The organism is Streptomyces sp. NPDC014864 (genome assembly GCF_043081525.1).
Taxonomy (GTDB): domain Bacteria; phylum Actinomycetota; class Actinomycetes; order Streptomycetales; family Streptomycetaceae; genus Streptomyces.
Genome location: NZ_JBIBWT010000005.1, coordinates 82,708 through 105,759, shown reverse-complemented (window position 1 = coordinate 105,759; position 23,052 = coordinate 82,708). Strand labels below are relative to the sequence as shown.

Here is a 23,052-nt window from a genome sequence, read left to right as displayed (position 1 = left end):
TGGAGGGGGCCCACCGGATACCCCCGCGGGGTTCGCTACGTCCGCTGGACCGGGCCACCCAGACCGGTGAGGGCGCCGACCGGATCGAGGTCCGGGGTGCCTCGGGGCCACCAGTCCTCGCGCCCCGGTTCGGACTCGTAGGCGTACCAGAGCCCGTCCCGGCCCAGCCGCAGCTGGACCTGGCCGTGGGGGTGGGTGAGGTGGTTCCGCCAGGGGCGGAAGACGGGCAGGTCGGCCGCGAGGAGGAGCGGGCGGGCGCGGTCGAACCGTCCCGCCGGCGGGTCCCACGGCTCCTCCAGAACCGCCAGCCCCTCCGGGCCGCCCTGCCGCCAGGCGGCGACCGCGCGGGCCAGGTCGGCCGGGGTGCGGCCGGTGGCGGAGGCCAGCGAGGCGTACAGGGAGCGGGTGGCGGCGGTCAGCCCGGCGCCGGGACGGGCGGCGGCGAGGCGCACCGCGTCCTCCCACAGGGTCAGCTCGCCGACCGGGTCGCGGCCGGTGGTCAGCAGGGCGTGCGCCCGGGCGGCCGCGTCGGTGGCCAACTGGTCCAGCGCGAACGGGTCCGGGCCGCCCGGCGCGCCCGGGTACACCGGGGGCTGCTCCGGGTGCGGGGGCGGGGGCAGCGGGGCCGGGAGCGGCGGCAGGCCGCGCGGCGCCAGCGCGTCACCGGCAGGGACGCCCGGCAACGGCGCCGGTGCACGGTCCTGGGCGGCGCGGGCCGCGCGGGTGGCGCTCAGTCGGGAGAGGGCGTCGAGCAGCTCGCGCTCGCCCCGGCCGCGGAGCAGCAGCAGGACGAACGGGTCGGCGTCCAGCAGGCGGGCGGTCTGGTAGCAGAGGGCGGCGGCGTGCTTGCAGGGGTGGCCCCGGTCGGGGCAGCTGCAGTGCGGCTCCAGATCGCCGGGACCGGGCAGCAGGGGGACCCCGCAGTCGGCCAGGGAAGGGGGCATCTCCTTGTCGAGCAGGGCGGCGATGTGCCCCGGCCGCTCGGCCGCCGCGTCCAGGAACCGGTCCCAGGCCGCGCCGTCCAGCGTCCTCAGCCGCACCTGCACCCGGTACGGGCGCGGACGGCTCCCCTGTACGTAGGCGAGCACGAGCCCGGGGGTGACGGTGATGGCGTCCACATGCCCCTGCTCCGCGTAACCGCGCCCCCGCACCAGCCGCGCCACGTCCAGGGCGCCCTCCTCCAGCGCGGCGATCCAGGCGTTCCCCCACCAGGTCCCCGCGAACCCGGAACCGTCCGACGCCCGAGGCGCAAACGCCGGAAAGGTCCGCCGCAGCTCCCCATCGCGTCGCGGCACGGCCATGGTGTGGGGGACCCGCGGGGGTGCGGGGGGCGTCGGGGGCGCGGGGGGCATCAGGGGCGTGCGAGTCGCGGGTGGTGCCGGAGTCGCGGAGGACGCCGGAATCGCGGAGGACGCCGGAATCGCGGGAGTCGCCGGAGTCGCGGGAGCAGAGGGAGTCGCCGAGGGAGCCGGAATCGCGGCGGACTCGGGGGACGTGGGAGTCGCGGACGACGCCGGAATCACGGAGGAGGCGGGGGACGCGGAGGCGGCGTCCGCGGCGCGGACGGGGAGCGCGGGTGCAGCGGGTACGGAGGCGGCGTCCGCGGAGCGGGCGGGGAGCGCGGGGGCGGGCGGGTCGACGGGCTCGGGCGCGGACTCGTCCTGGCGCGGGTGGGTCGGCGGCCGGTGCGCCACCCGCCCGTGTGCGTCGGTCGTCCGCCGGTGCGGGGTGGGGTCGCCGGAGGGGGCGGCAGCCCCGCCCGGGGACGGGGCGGTGCCTGCGGCGGAGATCCGCGAGCGGTCCACGGCGCGGTACGGCTGCTCGGCGGACTCGGTCGCGTCCGCGCCGTCGGACCCACGGGCGTGAGTCCTTTGTGTGGCCGTGGGAGCCGTCCTCGATCGGCTTCCCGTCCCGCCGTCCGTCTCCCCCTCCCCCGGAACCGGGCCGGCCGCCGTCGAAGGCATACGGAACGCCTGGGCCACCAAGTCGCGCATCTCTTGGGCCCGCGTGCCGGCGCCCCGGCCCGACGCGTCGCCCCGCGACCGGCGGACGGCGGGCTCGGTCCTGCGACGGGGGCGGACCTCGGCCGACCCGGCTTCCGTCGCGCGCGCACCGGTCGACACGGCTTCCGTCGCGGGCCGCTGATCCGCTTGTGCCGCGTTTCGAGCCCGCGCAGCGCGCAGCGCCTCACGGGCCACGTCGGCGGGACGTGCGCCGCTCGGGCGCGCTTCTCCGCCACGAACCGGACTCCCGGCCGCATCCGCGGGTTCACCGGTGTCCTCATCCGGTCGCCCCGGCGACTCCCGCAACCCGCCGCCTGCGGGCCGCGGGAGCGCCCCGCCCCTCTGATCCCCCGGTTCGCCGGTCACTCGGGCTGGGTCGTCCGCCGCTCGGGCTCGATCGTGCGAGGGTGGCCGCGTCGCCGGACCGCCCGTTTCTGCCGTCACCGATTCCCGCGACGCGGCGACCGGGGCGGCGGGCTCCGCGGGCTCACCGGGCCGGACGAACTCCGCGCCCGCACCGCAGCCGCCGGACTCCGTACCGTCGCGGCCGGAGGACTCCGTGACCTCGCGCCTGGTGGACTCCGCCGCGGTGCTGTCGGCGCTATGTGCACCGGCACCACGGCCGACGGCGGCCGCCCCTGCACCGCGTCCAGCCACATCCGCAGCGTCACTGCGGTCGGCGGGGGCCGCCCGGTCGGCGCGCCGGTCCGAGACGGCACGGCGCAGGGCCGCGCGGGCGGCATCGGCCGGGCGGCCGGCATCGGCCGGGCGGGCGGCATCGGCCGGGCGGGCGGTATCCGTCGGGCGGGGCGGGTCGGCCGGGCGGGCGGTATCCGCCGGATGGGGCGGGTGGCTGATCGGGTCGCTCAAGGGCCGGGACGGTGCGCGTTCGGTCTCGTCGCCCGTCGCCGACTGCTGTTCGCGAGCGGCCCGCAGGGCGCGGCGGGCCGCGTCGGCGGGCCGGTGTTCCGGGTGGCCGGGTTCCGCGTGACCGGACCGCGGGGCCGTGGGCTGGTGGTCAGGCACTGGACGGCCGGATTCCGAAGTCCCGGAGTCCGGATGCCCGGGTGCCAGGTGCGCCGTGGTGGGCCGCGCGGCAGGTGCCGTGGTGTCGGCCGGCGGCTCCTGCCTGCCCGGGCCCGGGACGTCGGTGTCGGTTCGCTCGGGAGCCATCACGCCTCCCTCCGCAGCGACACCAGGTCGGACAGCTCGCGGTCGGTGAGTTCCGTGAGGGCCGACTCGCCGGAGCCGAGGATCGCGTCGGCCAGGGCACGCTTGGCGGCGAGCATCTCGGCGATGCGGTCCTCGACGGTGCCCTCGGTGATCAGCCGGTGCACCTGCACCGGCTGGGTCTGGCCGATGCGGTACGCGCGGTCGGTGGCCTGCTCCTCGACGGCCGGGTTCCACCAGCGGTCGAAGTGCACGACGTGGCCCGCGCGGGTGAGGTTCAGGCCGGTGCCGGCCGCCTTCAGCGACAGTACCAGGACGGGAATCGCCCCGCTCTGGAAGCGGTCCACCATGCGCTCGCGCTCCGGCACCGGGGTGCCGCCGTGCAGCAGGTCCACGGGGACCGCGCGGGCGGTGAGGTGTGAGGCGATGAGCCGGGCCATGCCGACGTACTGGGTGAAGACGAGGGCCGAACCGTCCTCGGCGAGCAGGGTGTCCAGCAGTTCGTCCAGCAGGGCGAGCTTGCCGGAGCGCGCGGCGAGCCGGTCCGCGCCGCCGCGCGGGTGTTCGTCCTTCAGGTAGAGCGCGGGGTGGTCGCAGATCTGCTTGAGCGAGGTCAGCAGCTTGAGCACCATGCCCCGGCGGGCGATGCCCCGGGCGGTCTCGATGGCCAGCAGTGACTCGCGCACCACCGCCTCGTACAGCGCGGCCTGCTCACGGGTGAGCGGGACCGGGTGGTCCGTCTCCGTCTTGGGCGGCAGTTCGGGGACGATGCCGGGATCGGACTTGCGGCGGCGCAGCAGGAAGGGCCGCACCAGGCGGGCCAGGCGCTCCACCGCCTCCTCGTCCTCGCCGTTCTCCACCGCGCGCGCGTGCCGGGCGCGGAAGGACTTCAGGGGGCCCAGGAGGCCGGGGGTGGTCCAGTCGAGGAGGGCCCACAGCTCGGAGAGGTTGTTCTCGACGGGGGTGCCGGTGAGGGCCACGCGCGCGGGCGACGGGATGGTGCGCAGTGCCTTCGCCGTCGCCGAGTAGGGGTTCTTGACGTGCTGTGCCTCGTCGGCGACGACCATGCCCCACGGCTGCTCGGCGAGCCGGGCCGCCGTGGACCGCATGGTGCCGTACGTGGTGAGCACGAAGCCGGCGTCGAGGCCGTCCAGGGTGCGGTCCGGGCCGTGGAAGCGCCGGACGGGCACGCCGGGCGCGAACCGGGTGATCTCCCGCTGCCAGTTGCCCAGCAGGGAGGCCGGACAGACCACCAGGGTCGGTTCCCTGCGGGCCCGCTTCAGGTGCAGGGCGATGAGGGTGACCGTCTTGCCGAGGCCCATGTCGTCGGCGAGGCAGCCGCCGAGGCCGAGGGAGGTCATCAGGTCGAGCCAGGCCAGGCCCCGCAGTTGGTAGTCGCGGAGGGTGGCGCGCAGCCCCTGCGGCGGTTCCGCGGGAGCCACCCCCGCCGTCAGCCGGGTGCGCAGCGCCGCGAGCGCGCCGACCGGGACCGCCTCGACGGTCTCGCCGTCGACGTCGGCGGTGCCGGTGAGGGCGACGGAGAGCGCGTCGACGGGGTCGAGCAGGCCCAGCTCGCGTTTGCGGGCCTTGCGGACGAGGGCCGGGTCGACGAGCACCCAGCGGTCCCGCAGGCGCACGACCGGGCGGTGCGCCTCGGCGAGCGCGTCCATCTCGGCGTCGGTGAGCTCGTCGCCGCCGAGGGCCAGTTGCCAGCCGAACCGCAGCAGTTCCTCACTCTCGAAGAAGCCGGTGCCGTCGGTCGCCGAGCCCGGCGCGGCCCGCACCACCGCGGCCGCGGTCAGGTCCTGCGCCAGGTCCCGGGGCCAGTGCACCGCCACGCCGGCCGCCGCGAGCCGGGTCGCGGCGACCCCGAGCAGGTCGGTCAGCTCGTCCTCCGACAGCGCGAGCACGTCGGCCACGTCCTGCTCGGCGAGCCGGTCCAGCGGGGGCCAGACACGGGCCGCGCGCCGCACCGCGAGCGCGGCGTCCACCTGCGCGCGGGGACCGAACGCCGTGTCGGCCTCGCCCGCCCACAGCGCGGCCGCGTCGGTCACGAGGGTCGGGTCGGCGAGGCTGTGCACCTGTACGACCGCCGCGCCCGCGTTGCGTGCCGGCCCGGCCGCGTCGCCGCCGGTCCCCGCCCCGGCGTCGAAGAGGTCGTAGGCCGCCAGGTCCAGGCGGAGCGAGATCCGCACCCCGGCGTCCATGCCGGCGGCGACCTCCGCGGCCCAGTCGTGGGCGTCCGGCAGACGCTGCGGCCTGCGGTCCGCGAAGGGCCTGCCGGAGGCGAACGGCGCGGCGGGGGTGCGGGGCAGGGTGTCGGCGACCGCGTCGAGGAAGGCGCGGACCAGCGCTTCCGGTTCCGGCAGACGGAGCGGGCCGGGGCCGGGCAGCGGGACCGCGTGGCCCTCGTACGGCAGGGCGGCGGCGATGGCGCGCAGGTGGGCGATGTCGTCCGGGTCCAGGGGGCCCGCGCGCCAGGCGTCCTGCCCGGCGGGGGTCAGGCCGGGCAGCAGGCGGCCGCGGGCGGTGAGCCGCAGCGCGTGCAGGGCGGCGGCGCCCCAGCAGGCGGTGGCGGGGTGGGCGGCCGGGTCGTGCCGCGCGCGCACCAGGTGCGGCAGCGCTTCCTCCAGGGGCAGCGCGAGCGCGGCGGCGGGCTTGCGGCGGGCGCCCGCTCCGTGCCGTCGGACGACCGTCAGTTCCGCGTGTACGGGCGGGGCGACGGGCCACACCTCGCCCTCGGGGTCCCAGAAGGCGACGCGGCCGTCGCGCGGGAGGGGGGCGGGCAGGAAGACGGAGGCGAGCCGCACGGACACGGCGTCCGCCGCCGGGTCCGCCACCGCCACGTCGCTCATACGTCCTGTCACCTCCCGCACCCTGGTCGAATCGATCGTCTTCGACTCTACGGGCGGGGTCTGACAATCGGCCCCGGCGAGGGGTCAGGGGACGGTGCGGGAGACGACGTAGACCATGGGGAGCACCGGGTTGGACATGTTGACGACCACGTCCTGAGTGGGGGCCGGGTTCTTCTGGCCGTGGTGGAGGCCCCACCACGGGCCCGGGTCCGCGAAGGTCCAGCCGGTGACCCGCCGGTCGCGGGCGCCGACGCTGATCTCGCCCCTCTTCAGATCGCTCCGGCTGACGCCCATCGCGGTGAGGAACGTCTCGAGACCGGGCTGGGTGGTCCGGAACTGGACGTAGAGGCGGCTGGTCTTCCAGTTGTTCGTCTCGTAGTAGGCGACCCGGTCCGCCGGGTGCGGGATCGGGACCTGGTAGAGGCGGCGCTGGACCTTCGAGGGGTAACCGGCGGTGAGGCCGGTCGCCGAGTACTTGGCCTCCTTGTCCTTGCCGCTGTTGCGGCTCTGGTTGGCGGAGATCACCAGGTAGCCGGCCGGGACGCCGATGAGCAGCACGATGATCAGCAGGGTGAGGGCCCTGCGGCGGTTGCGGTGGCGGCGGTCCTCGGGCCGGGGCGGCGGCTCGTCCGGGGGCGCCGCCTGGCGTGGCAGCGACATGGTCACAGGGCCTCCCGGGTCGCGCGCCGGGCCTCCGCGTACCGCCCGTAGCGCTCGTACCGCTCGACCCGGCGGCGCTTGGCGCGCCGGAAGCGCCGGGCGACCAGCCGGGCCAGGTCGGCGGCGCCCACCATGCCGGCCTCGGGACCGAGCTGGGCGCGGACGATCCGGGCCTCGGGGCGGTAGCCGCGGCCGGTGAGGTGGCGCTTGAAGGCGTCCCGCGCGGGCCCGATGAGCAGGTCGTCGGCCGCCGAGACGCCACCGCCGATGACGAAGCAGGACGGGTCGAGGGCGGCGGCCAGGTTGGCGATGCCGACGCCGAGCCACTGGCCGATGTCCTGGAGCAGCTCGACGCACATGGCGTCGCCCTCGCGGGCCAGCTCGGTGATCAGCGGGCCGGTGATGTCGGAGATGTTGCCGTTGACGCGCTCGATGATCCCGTAGGCGACCGGGGAGTCGGCGGCGGCCAGTTCGCGGGCCTCGCGGACCAGCGCGTTGCCGGAGCTGTACTGCTCCCAGCAGCCGCGGTTGCCGCAGGGGCAGCGGTGTCCGCCGGGCACCACCTGCATGTGCCCGAACTCGCCCGCGACCCCGTACTTGCCGCGCTTGACCTGCCCGTCCTCCAGGATCGCGCCGCCGATGCCCGTGCCCAGCGTGATCATGACGAGGTGGTCCTCGCCGCGGCCGGCGCCGAAGCGCCACTCGGCCCAGGCGGCGGCGTTGGCGTCGTTGTCCACCAGCACCGGGACCGACAGGCGCTCGGAGAGGCGGTCGCGCAGCGGCTCGTTGCGCCAGGACAGATGGGGCGCGAACAGCACCCGGTTGCGGTCGGCGTCGACCCAGCCGGCCGCACCGATCCCGACGGCGTGCACGTCGTGCCGGTCGGACAGGTCCAGCACCAGCTCGGCGATGGTGTCCTCGACGACCTTGGGGCTCTTGGACTTGTCCGGGGTCTCCGCGCGGAGCTTCTCCAGGATGTTGCCGTCGGCGTCGACGACGCCCGCCATCACCTTGGTGCCCCCGATGTCGATCCCGACCGTCGGCACGCGGGGCGCCGTCAGCAGCGAGCGGCGCTCGCGCGTGCCGACCGTCCGCAGGACGGGGGCGCGCCGGGAGCCGATGGGGGCGGCGAGGTCGCGGTAGGTGCTCATCGGGGCCGATTCTGCCGCACGCTCACGTCGAATGCCGCACAGGGAGGGTGGGGGCGGTGCCCCCGTCCGCCCGGCGCGAGGACGTCCGGGCAGGTCACGGGCTCGCCTCCGCACCGGCGGCCGGGGCCCCGACCCCAGTTGCAACCCCGGCCTCCGCCGCAGCCCCGGACGCACCCGTAGCCGGCGCCGTGGCCACAGCCGCACCCACGCTAAGAGACGCGACGCAGCTCATGACGCAGATCCTCCAGGTCGCTCCCGCCCGCCATCTGCCGGGCCAGCTCGTCCACGGTGATCTCCTCCCGTGTGTGATGCCCCGCCATGGCCCCGCGTCGCAGGAGGACGAACCGGTCACCCACCAGGTACGCGTGATGCGGGTTGTGGGTGATCAACACCACGCCCAGGCCCTCGTCCCGTGCGGCAGCCACATACTTCAGCACCACGCCCGACTGCTTGACGCCGAGCGCCGCGGTCGGCTCGTCGAGCACGAGGACCTTGGCGCCGAAGTGCACCGCGCGCGCGATCGCCACGCACTGCCGCTCGCCGCCCGACAGGGTGCCGATGGGCTGGTCGACGTCGCGCAGGTCGATGCCCATGCGCCGCAGTTCGGCGCGGGTGGTCCGGCGCATGAGGTCGACGTCCATGCGCTTGAAGGGGCCGCTGCCCTTGCGCGGTTCGGAGCCGAGGAAGAAGTTGCGCCACACCGGCATGAGGGGGACGACGGCGAGGTCCTGGTAGACCGTGGCGATACCGCGGTCCAGGGCCTCGCGCGGGGAGGACAGCCGGGTCTCCTCTCCCTCGATGCGCAGCAGGCCCTCGTCGTGCCGGTGCAGGCCCGAGATGATCTTGATCAGGGTGGACTTGCCGGCGCCGTTGTCGCCGAGGACGCAGGTGATCTGCCCGGGGTGGACCTCCAGGGAGACCCCTTCGAGGGCGCGCACGGTGCCGTAGCGCTTGCTGACACCGGACAGCTCCACGAGCGGTGCGGCGGTGGCGGGTACGGCGGTGTCGGTCTGCGTCACTTGGCGGCCTCCGCGCGCTTGCGGACCCAGGCGTTGAGCAGGGTCGCGAGGAGCAGCATCGCCCCGAGGAAGAACTTGAACCAGTCGGGGTTCCACTCGGCGAAGACGATGCCCTTGCTGGTCATGCCGAACAGGAGCGCGCCGACCGCAGAGCCGACGGCGCTGCCGTAGCCGCCGGTGATCAGGCAGCCGCCGATCACGGCGGCGATGATGTAGATCAGCTCGTTGCCGACGCCCTCGCCGGACTGCACGGCGTCGTAGGAGAAGAGCAGGTGCTGACCGGAGATCCAGGCGCCGAGCGCCACACCCGTGTAGAGGCCGATCCGGGTCCGGGCGACCGGTACGCCGACCGCGCGGGCCGCGTCCTTGTTGCCGCCGACCGCGAAGATCCAGTTGCCCGTGCGGGTGCGCAGCAGGATCCAGGAGGCCAGGGCGACCAGGCCGAGCCACCACACGATGGTGATCTTGAAGTCGACGCCGCCGACGGTCAGCGCGGAGGCGAAGACGGCGTGCGCGGAGGGGAAGCCCTCCATGTCGGCGATCGTCTTGGTCGAGACCGTGCCGTCGATGAGCTTGGTGAAGCCGAGGTTCATGCCGGTCAGCATCAGGAAGGTGCCGAGAGTGACGATGAAGCTCGGCAGGCCGGTCCGCGTCAGCACGAAGCCGTTCAAGGCGCCGATCGCCAGGGTGATCAGCAGCGACACGCCCGCGCCCACCCAGACGTTCGCCGTCATCTGGTAGCTGAACATCGACGAGACCAGCGCGGACGACGTCACCAGCACGCCTGCCGACAGGTCGAACTCGCCGCCGATCATCAGCAGCGCGACCGGGACGGCCATGATGCCGATCGTCGAGGACGCGTAGAGCACGGTGCTCAGGCTGGAGGCGCGCAGGAAGCCGTCCGCGGCGAACGCGAAGAACAGGAGGACGGCGAGCGCGCCGACGACCGAGCCCAGCTCGGGGCGGGAGAGCAGCTTCCGCAGCGGGGAGGCGCGCAGAATCCTTTCGTCAGCGGTGGCCCGGGGGGCGGCGGGGGCGGGGTCGCCGTCCGGCCGGCCACCTGGGGTGGCCACCGGCCTCCCACCGCGGGGGGCGTCCGGGGTGGTCTCGGGGGTGCCGTCCGTCGCGGCGCTCATCGGGTGCCCCGCTTCGTGTACTCCTCCAGCGCGGCCGCCTGCTCCTTGGTGACGATCTGCGGGCCGGTCAGCACCGGCCGGCCGCCGCCGAGGACGTCGCCGTTGTACTTGTAGAGCCACAGCAAGTCCACGGCCTGGTAGCCCTGGAGGTACGGCTGCTGGTCAACGGCGAAACCGAGTGTGCCGTCCTTCAGCTCGGCGGCGACCTTGGCGTTGAGGTCGAAGGTGTCGATCTCGGCCTTGCTGCCCGCGTCCGCCCGGGCCTTCACGGCGGTGTCCGCGTAGGGGGCGCCGAGCGTGACGACCGCGTCGACGGACGTGTCCGCCTGGAGCCCGGCCTCGATCGCGGACTGCACGTCGGGCATGTTGGTGCCGTTGACGTAGAGGTTCTCCACCGTGCCGCCGAAGGTCTTCGCGACACCGGCGCAGCGCTGCTCGTGACCGACGTTGCCCTGCTCGTGCAGGACGCACAGCGCCTTCTTGCGGCCGCGCCTGGTCAGCTCGTCGCCCACCGCCTCGCCGGCCACGGTCTCGTCCTGGCCGACATGGGTGAGCGCGCCGAAGGCCTTGGACCGGGCCGAACCGGAGTTGACCGTGATGACGGGGATGCCGGCCTTCTCCGCGCGGGCCACGGCGGCCTTGAGCGCGTCGGGCTTGGCGAGCGAGACGATGATCCCGTCGACCTTCTTGTCGACCGCCGCGTCCACGAGCTGCGCCTGCTGCTGGGCCTCGTCGTCGTGCGAGTACAGGAAGTCGACGTTGTCCTTGACGGCGGCCTGCTTGGCGCCGCTCTGCACGATGTCCCAGAAGGTGTCGCCGTCACCGGAGTGGGTGATCATCGCGAAGGTCCAGCGGGGCGTGTTCACCGCCGCCCTGCCCCGGGCCGCCGCGGCCTCGCGGGCGTCCTCCGCGCGCTTGCCGCCGGTGCTGCTGCACCCCGCGAGGGACAGCGTGACAGCCCCCGCGAGCGCGATGCCTAGCCAGGTTGGAAACCGTGCCACGAGGCCGTGCCCTTCTTGCCGTGTTCGAACGTACGCAAGGGGCCGATGACAGACTCATCAGCCCCGAACGTCGCATTATCGAACACATGCCCAGCGGCGGGGGCGGGCGGGGAGCGCCGCGCGGTCACATTGTCCGAACATTACGACGGCCGTACGGCGGTCGTGCGACAGGGGTAGGACGGTCGTGCGACGGTCCTACGGCGCCCGCGCGGCGGCCGCGAGGCGGGTCCGGGACGGCCCGGGACGGGCCCTGGGGCGGTGCGGGGCCCCCTCAGGGTCGTACGAGCAGCTGGAACTCGAAGGAGTAGCGGGACGGCCGGTACGTGTGCGTGCCGAACTCGACGGCGCGTCCGGTGTCGTCGAAGGTGGTGCGCTGCATGGTGAGCAGCGGGGCACCCTCCGCCTCGCCGAGCCGCTCGGCCTCGGCGGCGGTGGCGGCACGGGCGCCGATGGACTGCCGGGCGCTGTGCAGGGTGATCCCGGCGGAACGCATCAGGCGGTACAGGCCGGTGGCCTCCAGCTGCGCGGTGTCCAGGTCGAGCAGGCCCGGCGGAAGGTAATTGATCAGGTACGCCATCGGTTCGCCGTGCGCGAGCCGCAGCCGCTCCACCCGGTGCAGATCACCGTCCTCGGGCACGCCGAGCGCGGCGGCGATCTCGGCGGACGCCGGCACGACGGTGTTGACCAGGACCTTGGTCGCCGGGCGCTGCCCGGCCGCCTCCAGGTCGTCGTAGAGGCTGCTGAGCTCCAGCGGGCGCTTGACCTGGCTGTGCACGACCTGGGTGCCGACACCGCGGCGGCGCACCAGCAGGCCCTTGTCCACCAGGGACTGGATGGCCTGGCGGACCGTGGGCCGGGACAGCCCGAGGCGTCCGGCCAGCTCGATCTCGTTGCCCAGAAGGCTGCCGGGCGTGAGTGTTCCGTGCTCGATCGCGGCCTCCAGCTGCTGGGACAGCTGGAAGTACAACGGCACCGGAGAGCTCCGGTCCACTCGGAGCTCGATGGCCACGGTCGGGTCCACTTGAGGTTTGGGCACGGCCACGAGCGTAACGCCGTGGCCTGTTGACGGGAAGTCGTGTAGTCAGATTGTCAGGACATGCACATTGACAGCGTCCCGGGTCGGCCATCACTTTGTTTCCCATGCGCATCGGGGTCATCGGAACGGGCCGCATCGGCACCGTTCACGCGAACACACTCAGTCGCCATCGCGAGGTCGGGTCGCTGATCCTCACGGACGCCGATCCGGCACGGGCGCAGGAACTCGCCCACCGGCTGGGCGAGACGGCGGCGCCGGGCATGGACGAGATCTTCAAGTGGGGTGTGGACGCCGTGGTGATCACCACGGCGACGTCCGCCCACGCCGAACTGATCGGTCGGGCAGCACGCTCGGGCCTTCCGGTGTTCTGCGAGAAGCCGATCGCGCTGGACCTGCCGGGCACGCTGCAGGCGCTCGCCGAGGTGGACGCGGCCGGGACGGTCCTCCAGATGGGCTTCCAGCGCCGCTTCGACACCGGTTACACCGGCGCCCGGGAGGCGGTGCGCTCGGGGCGGCTCGGTCGCCTGCACACCGTCCGCGCGATGACCTCGGACCAGAAACCGCCCCCGGCGGCGTACCTGCCGCTGTCCGGCGGGCTGTTCCGGGACACCCTGATCCACGACTTCGACGTACTGCGCTGGGTGACGGGGCGCGAGGTCGTCGATGTGTACGCGGCCGGGTCCGACGCCGGGCCGGCGATGTTCCGCGAGGCGGGCGACGTCGACACGGGCGCGGCGCTGCTCACCCTGGACGACGGCACGCTCGCCACGGCGACGGCGACCCGGTTGAACGGCGCGGGGTACGACGTCCGCATGGAGCTGGCCGGTGAACTGGACCAGATCGTGGTCGGCCTGGACGACCGCACGCCGATCGCGTCCACCGAACCGACCGGGCCGCCGGCCGCGGACAAGCCCTGGACCGGGTTCCTGGAGCGCTTCGGGCCCGCGTACGCGGCCGAGTTGTGCGCCTTCGTCGAGGTCGTGCGCGGCGAACGGGCCAACCCGTGCGACGGCCGCGAGGCGCTGCAGGCACTGCGCGTCGCCGAGGCCTGCGAGCTGTCCCGACGCGAACGGCGCCCGGTCGCCCTCGCGGAGATCCCGGGGGGCCCGGGAGGCACGGCGGGAGCGGGCGCCGGGCCCCGGTGACCGGCCAGCGGGACGGCGGGGCGCCCACTTGCGGTGACCGGCGGCGCGCGGGCAGCGCGCCGGGCGCCTGCCCACGGACGGCACGGGAGTCGGAGGCCGATACCGGGGCCGGACGCCCGTGCCGTTGCCGTTGCGGTTGCGGTTGCGGTTGCCGTTGCCGTTGCCGTTGGACGGTCAACGCGTGACGGTTTTCGCGAAGTGACGCTACGGCGCGTCCTCTTCGCGGAGTCCCGCGTCATGGGCGAGCAGGGCGATCTGGACGCGGTGGTTGAAGGCGAGCTTGGCGAGGACGCGCGAGACGTGGGTCTTGACGGTGGCCACGCTCAGCCCTACCAGCCGACCGGCGCCGTTCGGCCGGCCGCTCCGCGCGCGGGCAGGCCGGCGGGGTGGAAACCGGCGCTCGGTGCGCGCCGCTTACGTCGAACGACTGGGGTCAGCCGACCTCATCCGCTGGGATGAGCTGCCCCCCGGCCGGGCTCCGGCGAGGTGCTGGTGGACGTGCTGGCCACCACCGTCAACCCGGTGGACACGTTCGTCCGTTCGGGCCTCTTCCGTACGCCGCTGAGCTTCCCGTTCGTCATCGGTCGGGACCTCGTGGGCGCGGTGGCGGCAGCGGGGTCCGGCTTCGCGGTGGGCGAGCCGGGGTGGTGCAACAGCCTCGGCCACCAGGGCCGGCAGGGCGCGGCCGCCGAGCAGGCGGTGGTGCCGGCCGTCCGGCTCCACCGGCTGCCGTGCGGCGTGCGCCCGGAGGAGGCGGTGGCCGTGTTCCATCCCGCGACCACCGCCCACCCGGCCCTCTTCACCCCCGGCGGCCTGCGCGCGGGCGACGCCGTCCTGGTCGGCGGCGCGGCGGCAACGTGGGCGGTGCGCTGCTCGAGTTGGCGGAGCGGGCGGGCGCGTGCGTGCTCGCCACCGCCTCACCGCGCGACCACGGGCACGTGCGCTCACTGGGCGCGGCCGAAGCCGTGGAGGCGCCACGCGTGAAGAAACCGGACGTGACGACCGTGTACTCGTGGTAATGACTTGCTCTCCCTGCTGACGAGCCGGCGCACTGCGGATGCATCCCGGTAGCCGGACGACTGCTGGGGCAGGACGCCTTCCCGGTTGGAAGACGGTCCCGTCCTGCGTGTACGGGTAGGGCCCGCCCTGGTCGAGCAGGTCGAGCGTTTTCCGGGAGTCAACCTCCCAGCCCGTCCGGCGCTCTCGCCGGGAGGGGCTACGGTCAGGCGTCCTCCGGGAGCTCGTAGGAGCCGTAGCGCGGGCGGCCCGCGACGTCGTACGACTGGATGGAGACGCCCGCGGCGGTGACGCGGCCGCCGGTGTGGATGAAGGCGGTGGGGACGGCCCCCTCCGCGAAGAGCCGGCGCCCCGCGCCGAGCACGACGGGGAACGTCAGCAGGTGCACGGTGTCCACGAGGTCCTGGGCGAACAGGGAGCGGGCGAGCGCGCCGCTGCCGTGGACCTGGAGCTCGCCGGCGGTGCGCTCCTTGAGGGCGGTGACCTCCTTGGCGAGGTCGCCGCCGATCACCGTGGTGCCCTGCCAGGCGGGGTCGGTCAGGGTCGAGGAGGCGACGTACTTCGGCAGGCCGTTGAGCCGGGAGGCGATGGGGTCGGCGGGGTCGGTCATTTTCGGCCAGTAGCCGGCGAAGATGTCGTACGTCCGGCGGCCGAGCAGGAAGGCGCCCGCACGGTCGAAGACCTCGGTGACGAACCGGCCGAAGTCCTCGTCGCCGTACGGAACGCTCCAGCCGCCCTGCTCGAAGCCGCCGCTGGTGTCCTCCCGGGGGCCGCCGGGGGCCTGGTAGACGCCGTCGAGGGTGACGAAGGTCGTGAGGACGAGCTTGCCCATGGGGGGCCTTCCTTCCTGGGGAGGGATCCCCGAGCCGGGATCCCCGAGCCGGTTTCCAGGGGCGGTCTCCCTGGTCATCAGCTCAGACCCCGCCGCCGTCCGCAACTCATCGGTCGATCGCCGGATTCCCCCCTGCCGGGCCGGCGCACCTCACCGGTCGCTCGGGCCGGCTCAGCCGCCCAGTTCCTGGTGGCGGGCCGCCAGGTGGGCGGCGCCCTCGTCCGTCAGGGAGCCGAACAGGCGCAGGCGGGAGATGCCTCCGTCCGGAAAGATGTCCACGCGCGCGTGGGTGCCGACGACGGGCGCGGGCAGGACGAAGCGGTGGGCGGTGTCCGGCTGGAGGCGGGTGCGCGGCAGGACCTCCGTCCACTCGCCGTCCTCCCCGTCCCGCACCGAGACGGACGCCCAGCCGGCGCTGTTCCCCTTGAGACAGGCCGTGTCGATCTCGATCGCGCGGATCCGGGACCGCGCGACGAGCCGGTAGCGGATCCAGTCGTTGCCCCGGTCGCGGCGGCGCCGGGTCTCCCAGCCGTCGTCCATCTTGCGGGAGCGCCCCGGCTGGATGGTGTTGGTGGCCGGTGAGTAGAAGCGGTCGGAGGCGTCCTCGACCCGGCCGCCGTTCTCCAGGGCGACGACGTCGAAGGTGCCGAGCACTTCCAGCCATTTCGGGTCCGGCACGACGTCGCCGTACACGCGCAGCCGCGCGATGCCGCCGTCCGGGTGCTGGTTGACCCGCAGGTGGGTGACGCGCTGTTCGGCGTCCACCGCGAAGCCGTTGGCCGCGTGGCCGCCGACAGGGGTGCGCGGCACCAGCGTCGTCCACTTCACGTCGTCGGCGAGGAGCTCCTCCGGCGAGGGGGAGCCGGGTACGCAGGTGGCCTCGATGGAGACGGCCTGCGGGTAGTTGCCGCGGAAGTGGGCGGTGTCGACGACGATGCCGCGGACCACGCCGGGCGCGCCGAGGCGGATCAGCGCCCAGTCGTGGTCGTCGGCGGTGGGCCAGGGACGCTCGGCCGAGGTGCCGCGGCGGCGCCGGGTCTCCCAGCCGTCCATGACCTTGCCCTTGTGCCCGAAGCGCTCGGGGTCGAACTCGGCACGCCCGGGCAGCAGCAGGTTCTCGCGCTCGGCGAAGAACTCGTCGTTGGCGGCGACGACTCCGGCGCCGAGCCGCCGGTCGGCGAGGTCGGCGTGGTGCGTGAAGGGGAAGTCGGCGGTGCGGTAGTCCGCGTAGGGGTCGCCCCCTCCGTACGGGTTCGCGTCGCCGGTGAAGCGGGGCCAACGGGCTTGCTGCTGCGCCGTCACGGTGATCAGGTCGTCCTCTCGGGGTCTGCCGGATGCGGATGGGGGCGCGGAGGCGCGGGGGGTCAGGGCGTTCTGGTCAGCAGGCGTCCCCTCGGCTCGGTGAACTCGCCGTCCGCCAGGATGCGTTCACCACGCAGCCAGGTGGACTTGACCACGCCGTACAGGGTGCGGCCCGCGTAGGCGGTGACGTGGTTGCGGTGCTGGAGTGCGGCCGGGTCGACTGTGAACGACTCGTCGGGCGCGAGGACGGCGAAGTCGGCGTCCCGGCCCGCCTCGATGGCGCCCTTGCGGTCGAGGCCGACGAGGGCGGCGGTGCGCGCGGACATCCAGCGGACCACGTCCTCCAGGACGTGACCGCGCCCGCGTGCCTCGGTCCACACCGCCGGCAGGCTCAGCTGCAGGCCGGAGATGCCGCCCCAGGCGGTGGCGAAGTCGTCCGTCTTGAGGTCGGCCGTGGACGGCGAGTGGTCGGTGACCACACAGTCGATCGTGCCGTCCGCGAGCGCCTGCCACAGCAGGTCCTGGTTGGCGGCCTCGCGGATGGGCGGGCAGCACTTGAACTCGCTGGCGCCGTCCGGGACTTCCTCGGCAGTCAGCGTGAGGTAGTGCGGACACGTCTCGACGGTCAGCCGTACGCCCTCCGCCTTGGCCGCGGCGATCAGCGGCAGCGCGTCGCCGGACGACAGGTGGAGCACGTGCACGCGCGCGTCCAGCCGCTTCGCCTGGGCGATCAGGCCGGCGACGGCGGTGTCCTCGGCGTCGCGCGGCCGGGAGGCGAGGAAGTCGGCGTACCGGGGGCCGCCGTGCTGCGGCGCGGCGGCGAGGTGGTGCGGGTCCTCGGCGTGCACGATCAGCAGGCCGCCGAACCCGGCGATCTCGGCCAGGGACCCTGTCAGCCGGTCCTGCGTCAGGTGCGGGAACTCCTCCACGCCCGAGGGCGACAGGAACGCCTTGAAGCCGAAGACTCCGGCGTCGTGGAGCGGGCGCAGGTCCTTGAGGTTGTCGGGCAGCGCACCGCCCCAGAAGCCGACGTCGACGTGGGCCTTGTCCCGGGCCACCTCCCGCTTGATCCGCAGATGCTCCACCGTCGTGGTCGGCGGTAGGGAGTTGAGCGGCATGTCGATCACGGTGGTGATGCCGCCGGCCGCCGCCGCGCGGGTGGCGGTCCAGAAGCCCTCCCACTCGGTGCGGCCCGGGTCGTTGACGTGCACGTGGGTGTCGACGAGGCCGGGCAGCAGGACGTCGTCCCCCAGGTCCTCCACCCGGGCCCCGGCGGGCGCCGCCGCGTCGTGGGCCAGTACGGCCGTGATCCGGCCGCCGGCGACCGCGACCGCCGCGGCGCGCGTCCCCTCGGGCGTGATGACGCGCGTCGAGCGCAGCACCAGTTCAGCGTCGGACACCCGGACCCCTCTCTCCCGCTCTCTCCTGCCAGATTTCAACGTTCTGTTGAAGAAGTCTTCTCCGCCGCCCGCACCTCGTCAAGGGGCACACCGCCCCACGGCACCCGGAGGCCGCCCATCGGCTGCCTCGAGGGCCCCCTTGACGGCTCCCCCCATCACCGCCTGGACGTTTCCACAAGGCGGAATTATAATTCCAGTGAGCAGAACGCAGGTCCGCGTAAAGCGGGGGGTCGACCGGCCCCCGGGATAGGCTTTGGCCCTTCCTGCCCGCCCTGAAAGGAACGTGCCGTGCCGACGTCCAGCGCCAGCACCACCGACTCCGCCAAGTCCTCCGCCGGTGGCGGGGTCCAGTCCCTCGAGCGCGCCTTCGACCTGCTCGAGCGGATGGCGGACGCGGGCGGCGAAGTCGGCCTGAGTGAGCTCTCCGCGAGCAGCGGACTCCCCCTGCCCACCATCCACCGCCTGATGCGCACCCTCGTGGTCTGCGGGTACGTCCGTCAGCAGCCCAACCGGAGGTACGCGCTCGGCCCCCGGCTGATCCGCCTCGGCGAGTCCGCCTCGCGGCTGCTCGGCACCTGGGCCCGCCCGTATCTGGCCCGGCTGGTCGAGGAGACCGGCGAGACGGCGAACATGGCGCTGCTCGACGGCGACGAGGTCGTGTACGTGGCGCAGGTGCCCTCCAAGCACTCCATGCGCATGTTCACCGAGGTCGGCCGCCGGGTCCTGCCGCACTCCACCGGCGTGGGCAAGGCGCTGCTCGCGCACACCCCGGACGCCGAGGTGCGGGCGCTGCTCGCCCGCACCGGCATGCCCGCCGCCACCGAGAAGACGATCACCACGCCCGAGGGTTTCCTGGCAGCGCTGGCGGACGTGCGCCGGCTCGGCTACGCACTCGACGACAACGAGCAGGAGATAGGCGTCCGCTGCCTCGCGGTCCTGGTGCCCGACTCCCCCACCGCCGCCGCGATCTCCATCTCCGGGCCGGCGGGCCGGGTCACGGAGGCGGCCACGGAGAAGATGGTGCCCATCATCCAGCAGGTGGCGGTGGAGCTGTCCCAGGCCCTGGCCAGCTCGGGCCCCACAGGCTGAGCCCCCGCGTCCGGCCTCGGGCGACCAGGGCGGTCAGCCGCCCGTCCCGCATCTCGCGTACCGCGTCCGCCTGTTGGAGGTGGGCGCGGTCGTGTGTCACCAGGACGGTCGCCGTGCCGCGCTCGCGGGTGAGCCGGGCCGGCAGGTCCACCACGACCGCCTCCCGGCGACCCGGGTGTGCCCGGCGCCGGCACGGCCGCCCGGCCGTACGGCCCGTCAGCGGCGCCGGGGCGGCTCCCCGAACAGGTCCACCGCGGCCCGGACCTCCGACAGCCCGCGGGCCAGGGCGCTGACCGAGCCGATCGAGCCGGCGATCAGCAGCAGGGAGCGGCGCAGCCGGGGCATCTCGGGTGTGCCGTGGGCCGTCATCGCGGCCAGCGCGGCGAGTTCGTCCTCGGCGATGGCACGATCGGGGAACTCCACGGGATGAGCGGCGAGTTGGCGGCGCAGTCGGGACACGGCGGTGCGCAGTTCCGCCACTTTCGGGTCCTCGCCGCTGCCGGTCACCGGCCTCTGCTCCAAGCTCCGCAACACAGCCCTCCCCGTCGCACCCCGTCGTGCGCAGTTCGCAGTGCTCCCGGCGCACACCCCTGTGGAGCGAGCGCGGCGCCGGGGGACGCGGGTCAGTAAACGCCACCCGATACGGGATGCGCCACCATGAGGACCGAAATTCAGTCCTCGCTCAAACGCACGATCGACGGGCGGTCAGGTATGCAGGACCCATGACACGCACAGACGACGAGGTGGCCGGGCTGGTGCTGGCCGCCGGCGGTGGGCGCAGACTCGGGGGGCGGCCCAAGGCGTTGCTCGAACACCGGGGGCGGCCGCTCGTGGAGCACGCGGTCGGGGTGCTGCGGGCGGCCGGCTGCACCCGCGTCCATGTGGTCCTCGGGGCGCGGGCCGCAGCCGTACGGGAGCGGGCGGAGCTGTCCGGCTGCGTGGTGGTGGAGAACCCGGACTGGGAGCGGGGCATGGGCACCTCGCTGCGGGCCGGGCTGGAGTCCCTGGCCGGTACGGGCGCCCGGTCGGCGCTGGTGCTGCTCGTCGACCAGCCCGGCATCGGGGCCGAGGCGGTGGCCCGGGTGCGCGCCGCGCACCGGGACGAGCGGTCGCTGGCGTCGGCGGCGTACGACGGGGTGCGCGGCCACCCCGTCCTGCTCGGCGCGGCCCACTGGGCGGGTGTCGCGGCGGGCGCGACCGGCGACCGGGGGGCGCGCGCCTATCTGAAGGCGCACGAGGAGGAGATCACCCTGGTCGAGTGCGGGGACGTGGCCCGGCCCCACGACATCGACACCGAGGCGGATCTGCGGCATCTGGAGTGATGCGGGGAAGGCGAACCTGGAGTGAGCGGGATGGCACCGAGCGCCACCTTGCCTCGACCCGGAGATTCTCGACATCAACAAACCATTGAACTTCCACCATGAGGAAACTAGTATCCACTGATCAGAAGCCTCCACCCGCTCCCCGGGCGCCCTCCGCCCCTTTCGTACCGCTTGGCATCCCGTGCCACGGCAGGGTGGCCAGGAACGTGGTCCGCTGAAGAAGCTCCCCGAAGGAAGTGACAGCTCATGTCCGCACCAGCGCCGTCCCCGCTGGCCATCGTCGACGCCGAGCCCCTGCCCCGCCAGGAGGAGGTCCTCTCCGACGCGGCGCTCGCCTTCGTGGCCGAGCTGCACCGGCGGTTCACCCCCCGCCGCGACGAACTCCTCGCCCGCCGCGCGGAGCGCCGCGCCGAGATCGCCCGGACCTCCACCCTCGACTTCCTCCCCGAGACGGCCGCGATCCGCGCGGACGACTCCTGGAAGGTGGCCCCTGCCCCGGCCGCGCTGGAGGACCGCCGGGTCGAGATCACCGGTCCCACCGACCGCAAGATGACCATCAACGCGCTCAACTCGGGTGCGCGGGTCTGGCTCGCCGACTTCGAGGACGCCTCCGCCCCGACCTGGGAGAACGTCGTCCTCGGCCAGCTCAACCTGATCGACGCCTATACCCGGAACATCGACTTCACCGACCCCGCGTCCGGCAAGTCCTACGCCCTGCGGCCGGACGAGGAGCTCGCCACTGTCGTCATGCGCCCGCGCGGCTGGCACCTGAACGAGCGTCACCTCGTCGACGAGCGCGGCACCGCGGTGCCCGGCGCCCTCGTCGACTTCGGCCTGTACTTCTTCCACAACGCCCGGCGCCTGCTCGACCTCGGCAAGGGCCCGTACTTCTACCTGCCGAAGACGGAGTCGCGCCTGGAGGCCCGCCTCTGGAACGACGTCTTCGTCTTCGCGCAGGACCACCTCGGCGTCCCGCAGGGCACCGTCCGCGCCACCGTCCTGATCGAGACGATCACGGCGGCGTACGAGATGGAGGAGATCCTCTACGAACTGCGCGACCACGCCTCCGGGTTGAACGCGGGCCGCTGGGACTACCTGTTCTCCATCGTGAAGAACTTCCGTGACGGCGGCGCCAGGTTCGTCCTGCCGGACCGCAACGCGGTCACGATGACCGCCCCGTTCATGCGGGCGTACACCGAACTCCTCGTCCGCACCTGTCACAAGCGCGGCGCGCACGCGATCGGCGGCATGGCGGCGTTCATCCCCTCCCGCCGGGACGCGGAGGTCAACAAGGTCGCCTTCGAGAAGGTCCGCGCCGACAAGGACCGCGAGGCGAACGACGGTTTCGACGGCTCGTGGGTCGCCCACCCCGACCTGGTGCCGATCGCCATGGAGTCCTTCGACAAGGTCCTCGGCGACCGGCCGAACCAGAAGGACCGGCTGCGCGAGGACGTCCACGTCGAGGCCGCCGACCTGATCGCGATCGACTCCCTCGACGCCCGGCCCACCTACGCGGGCCTGGTCAACGCCGTCCAGGTCGGCATCCGCTACATCGAGGCCTGGCTGCGCGGCCTCGGCGCGGTCGCCATCTTCAATCTCATGGAGGACGCGGCCACCGCCGAGATCTCCCGGTCGCAGATCTGGCAGTGGATCAACGCGGGGGTGGAGTTCGAGAACGGCGAGAAGGCCACGCCGGAACTCGCCCGCCGGGTCGCCGCCGAGGAACTGGAGAACATCCGCGCCGAGATCGGCGCCGAGGCCTTCGCCTCGGGCCACTGGCAGCAGGCCCACGACCTGCTGCTGAAGGTCTCCCTCGACGAGGACTACGCCGACTTCCTGACGCTTCCGGCGTACGAGCAGCTCAAGGGCTGACCGGGAAGCGACGTCCGGCTGCCGGCCGGTGCCCGGCCGGGCGGCGGTCGGCCGGGCGGCGCGGGTGCGGTCGGCCGGTCACCCCGTCGGCGCGCCACCGGGGTCAGCCCAGGTGCGCCGACCAGTCCTGTTCCGCGGCCGGCTTGCCGTGCAGGTCGGGGACCCGCTTGAGCCAGTCCGGCCGCCCCCGCTCGGTCCGCTCCGCGCGCCGGGCCTCCTCCGCGGCGAGCTCCTCCCGGCTGGGGAAGTCGGTCGGCAGCCAGGCCGCCGAGGCCCGCGCCCGGGCGTGCAGATGCCCGACGTACGCCGCGCGGACCTCGTCCGGCGTCGCGAAGCCCGGCTCACCGTCGAGCCAGGCGTCCGGGACCTCCGCGACGATCTCCCGCAGCAGGTCCTCGGTCACCTTGGGGGCCAGTTCGGCGTCGGCCGCCCGCACGTCCGGGGCGTAGTGGCCGAGGGCGTGGTGGCGGAAGTCGTACGCCTTCTCCGGCGACGACGTGTCCCAGCGGTGGTGGAAGACGAGGGCGGCGCCGTGGTCGATGAGCCACAGGCGCGGGGGCGCGATGCCGAGCGTGGGCCAGACCATCAGGTTCGAGCTGTGCACGGTGCGGTCGACGTTCGCGGTCAGCGCGTCGAGCCAGACGATCCGCCCCGCCTCCAGCGGGTCCACGGGGAAGCTCTTCGCGACCTCGGGGGTGAAGTCCCGCGCGCCCGGCAGGTGGTCCATGCCGAGGTTGAGGCCCCCGCTGGCGGTGTGCAGGTCGCGCACCTCCTGGTGCGGTTCGTGCCCGGCGATCGCCGGGTCGAAGTGCACCAGGACCAGCTCCGGGAAGCGCAGCCCGAGGGCACGCGCCAGCTCGCCCACGACGACCTCGGCGACCAGCGCCTTGCGGCCCTGCGCGGAGCCGGTGAACTTCACGACGTAGGTGCCGAGGTCGTCGGCCTCCACGACGGCGGGCACGGAGCCGCCGGAGTGCAGGGGTGCGACGTAACGGGTCGCGGTGACCTCTCTCAGCATCTTCCCAAGCCCCAAAGATCGCTT

The 23,052-nt window shown here is 73.9% G+C and carries 17 protein-coding genes and 2 pseudogenes; 5 read left to right on the top strand and 14 right to left on the bottom strand.

Annotated features, from left to right (window positions below; all coding sequences use genetic code 11):
• Positions 1-35: 35 nt before the first annotated feature.
• From ACF1A5_RS10950 to ACF1A5_RS10915, 8 genes are all read right to left on the bottom strand, one after another.
• Entirely contained in the window at positions 36-1,964 is a 1,929-nt protein-coding gene (locus ACF1A5_RS10950; protein WP_392192526.1) for an SWIM zinc finger family protein, read from the bottom strand.
• A 1,211-nt stretch (positions 1,965-3,175) separates the two neighbouring features.
• Entirely contained in the window at positions 3,176-6,028 is a 2,853-nt protein-coding gene (locus tag ACF1A5_RS10945; RefSeq protein ID WP_392192525.1) for an SNF2-related protein, read from the bottom strand.
• A gap of 84 nt (positions 6,029-6,112) precedes the next feature.
• Positions 6,113-6,694, bottom strand: a complete 582-nt coding sequence (locus ACF1A5_RS10940; RefSeq protein ID WP_392192524.1) for a sugar kinase — start codon at positions 6,692-6,694, stop codon at positions 6,113-6,115.
• On the bottom strand, positions 6,691-7,839 hold the full coding sequence (locus ACF1A5_RS10935) for an ROK family glucokinase (RefSeq protein ID WP_392192523.1): 1,149 nt from the start codon (positions 7,837-7,839) through the stop codon (positions 6,691-6,693). The genes ACF1A5_RS10940 and ACF1A5_RS10935 overlap by 4 nt, the downstream gene beginning before the upstream one ends.
• A 209-nt stretch (positions 7,840-8,048) precedes the next feature.
• On the bottom strand, positions 8,049-8,858 hold the full coding sequence (locus tag ACF1A5_RS10930; protein ID WP_392192522.1) for an ATP-binding cassette domain-containing protein: 810 nt from the start codon (positions 8,856-8,858) through the stop codon (positions 8,049-8,051).
• Complete coding sequence (locus tag ACF1A5_RS10925) at positions 8,855-9,994, bottom strand: ABC transporter permease (protein WP_392192521.1); 1,140 nt, start codon at positions 9,992-9,994, stop codon at positions 8,855-8,857. Before ACF1A5_RS10925 ends, ACF1A5_RS10930 begins: the two co-directional genes overlap by 4 nt.
• Positions 9,991-10,995 carry a sugar ABC transporter substrate-binding protein gene (locus ACF1A5_RS10920; protein ID WP_392192520.1) on the bottom strand — a complete coding sequence of 335 codons (1,005 nt, stop codon included), beginning with the start codon at positions 10,993-10,995 and terminating at the stop codon, positions 9,991-9,993. The genes ACF1A5_RS10925 and ACF1A5_RS10920 overlap by 4 nt, the downstream gene beginning before the upstream one ends.
• Before the next feature lie 271 nt (positions 10,996-11,266).
• A complete protein-coding gene (locus ACF1A5_RS10915) occupies positions 11,267-12,016 on the bottom strand; it encodes a GntR family transcriptional regulator (protein WP_392192782.1) in 750 nt (249 codons plus the stop codon).
• A gap of 119 nt (positions 12,017-12,135) precedes the next feature.
• On the opposite strand from ACF1A5_RS10915, the gene ACF1A5_RS10910 reads away from it, so the two are divergent.
• On the top strand, positions 12,136-13,176 hold the full coding sequence (locus ACF1A5_RS10910) for a Gfo/Idh/MocA family oxidoreductase (RefSeq protein ID WP_392192519.1): 1,041 nt from the start codon (positions 12,136-12,138) through the stop codon (positions 13,174-13,176).
• Positions 13,177-13,380: 204 nt separating this feature from the next.
• On the opposite strand, the pseudogene ACF1A5_RS10905 reads toward ACF1A5_RS10910, so the two are convergent.
• Positions 13,381-13,503: pseudogene (locus tag ACF1A5_RS10905) on the bottom strand (LuxR C-terminal-related transcriptional regulator); the annotation flags it as partial.
• Between the two features lie 76 nt (positions 13,504-13,579).
• Here ACF1A5_RS10905 and ACF1A5_RS10900 point away from each other — a divergent pair.
• Positions 13,580-14,147 (top strand): annotated as a pseudogene (locus ACF1A5_RS10900) (alcohol dehydrogenase catalytic domain-containing protein); the annotation flags it as partial.
• Positions 14,148-14,398: 251 nt separating this feature from the next.
• Here the strand turns inward: ACF1A5_RS10900 and ACF1A5_RS10895 are convergent.
• The 3 genes from ACF1A5_RS10895 to allB form a co-directional block, all read right to left on the bottom strand.
• A complete protein-coding gene (locus tag ACF1A5_RS10895) occupies positions 14,399-15,025 on the bottom strand; it encodes a dihydrofolate reductase family protein (RefSeq protein WP_392192518.1) in 627 nt (208 codons plus the stop codon).
• 171 nt (positions 15,026-15,196) lie between these two features.
• Positions 15,197-16,327: an allantoicase gene (gene alc, locus ACF1A5_RS10890; RefSeq protein ID WP_392192517.1), complete on the bottom strand. Its 1,131-nt coding sequence runs from the start codon at positions 16,325-16,327 to the stop codon at positions 15,197-15,199.
• Positions 16,328-16,389: 62 nt separating this feature from the next.
• A complete protein-coding gene (gene allB / locus ACF1A5_RS10885; RefSeq protein WP_392192516.1) occupies positions 16,390-17,727 on the bottom strand; it encodes an allantoinase AllB in 1,338 nt (445 codons plus the stop codon).
• A gap of 288 nt (positions 17,728-18,015) precedes the next feature.
• On the opposite strand from allB, the gene ACF1A5_RS10880 reads away from it, so the two are divergent.
• Positions 18,016-18,816: an IclR family transcriptional regulator gene (locus ACF1A5_RS10880; RefSeq protein ID WP_392192515.1), complete on the top strand. Its 801-nt coding sequence runs from the start codon at positions 18,016-18,018 to the stop codon at positions 18,814-18,816.
• Positions 18,817-19,032: 216 nt separating this feature from the next.
• Here ACF1A5_RS10880 and ACF1A5_RS10875 read toward each other — a convergent pair whose 3' ends face one another.
• Complete coding sequence (locus tag ACF1A5_RS10875) at positions 19,033-19,350, bottom strand: DUF5955 family protein (protein ID WP_392192514.1); 318 nt, start codon at positions 19,348-19,350, stop codon at positions 19,033-19,035.
• A 188-nt stretch (positions 19,351-19,538) separates the two neighbouring features.
• Here ACF1A5_RS10875 and ACF1A5_RS10870 point away from each other — a divergent pair, with 188 nt between their 5' ends.
• Together ACF1A5_RS10870 and aceB are read left to right on the top strand one after the other, a co-directional pair.
• Positions 19,539-20,138, top strand: coding sequence for an NTP transferase domain-containing protein (locus tag ACF1A5_RS10870; RefSeq protein WP_392192513.1), 600 nt, complete (start codon positions 19,539-19,541; stop codon positions 20,136-20,138).
• Positions 20,139-20,384: 246 nt separating this feature from the next.
• Positions 20,385-22,010 carry a malate synthase A gene (aceB, locus tag ACF1A5_RS10865; protein WP_392192512.1) on the top strand — a complete coding sequence of 542 codons (1,626 nt, stop codon included), beginning with the start codon at positions 20,385-20,387 and terminating at the stop codon, positions 22,008-22,010.
• 103 nt (positions 22,011-22,113) lie between these two features.
• Here aceB and ACF1A5_RS10860 read toward each other — a convergent pair whose 3' ends face one another.
• Positions 22,114-23,028, bottom strand: coding sequence for a HipA family kinase (locus ACF1A5_RS10860; protein WP_392192511.1), 915 nt, complete (start codon positions 23,026-23,028; stop codon positions 22,114-22,116).
• Between the last annotated feature and the right edge of the window lie 24 nt (positions 23,029-23,052).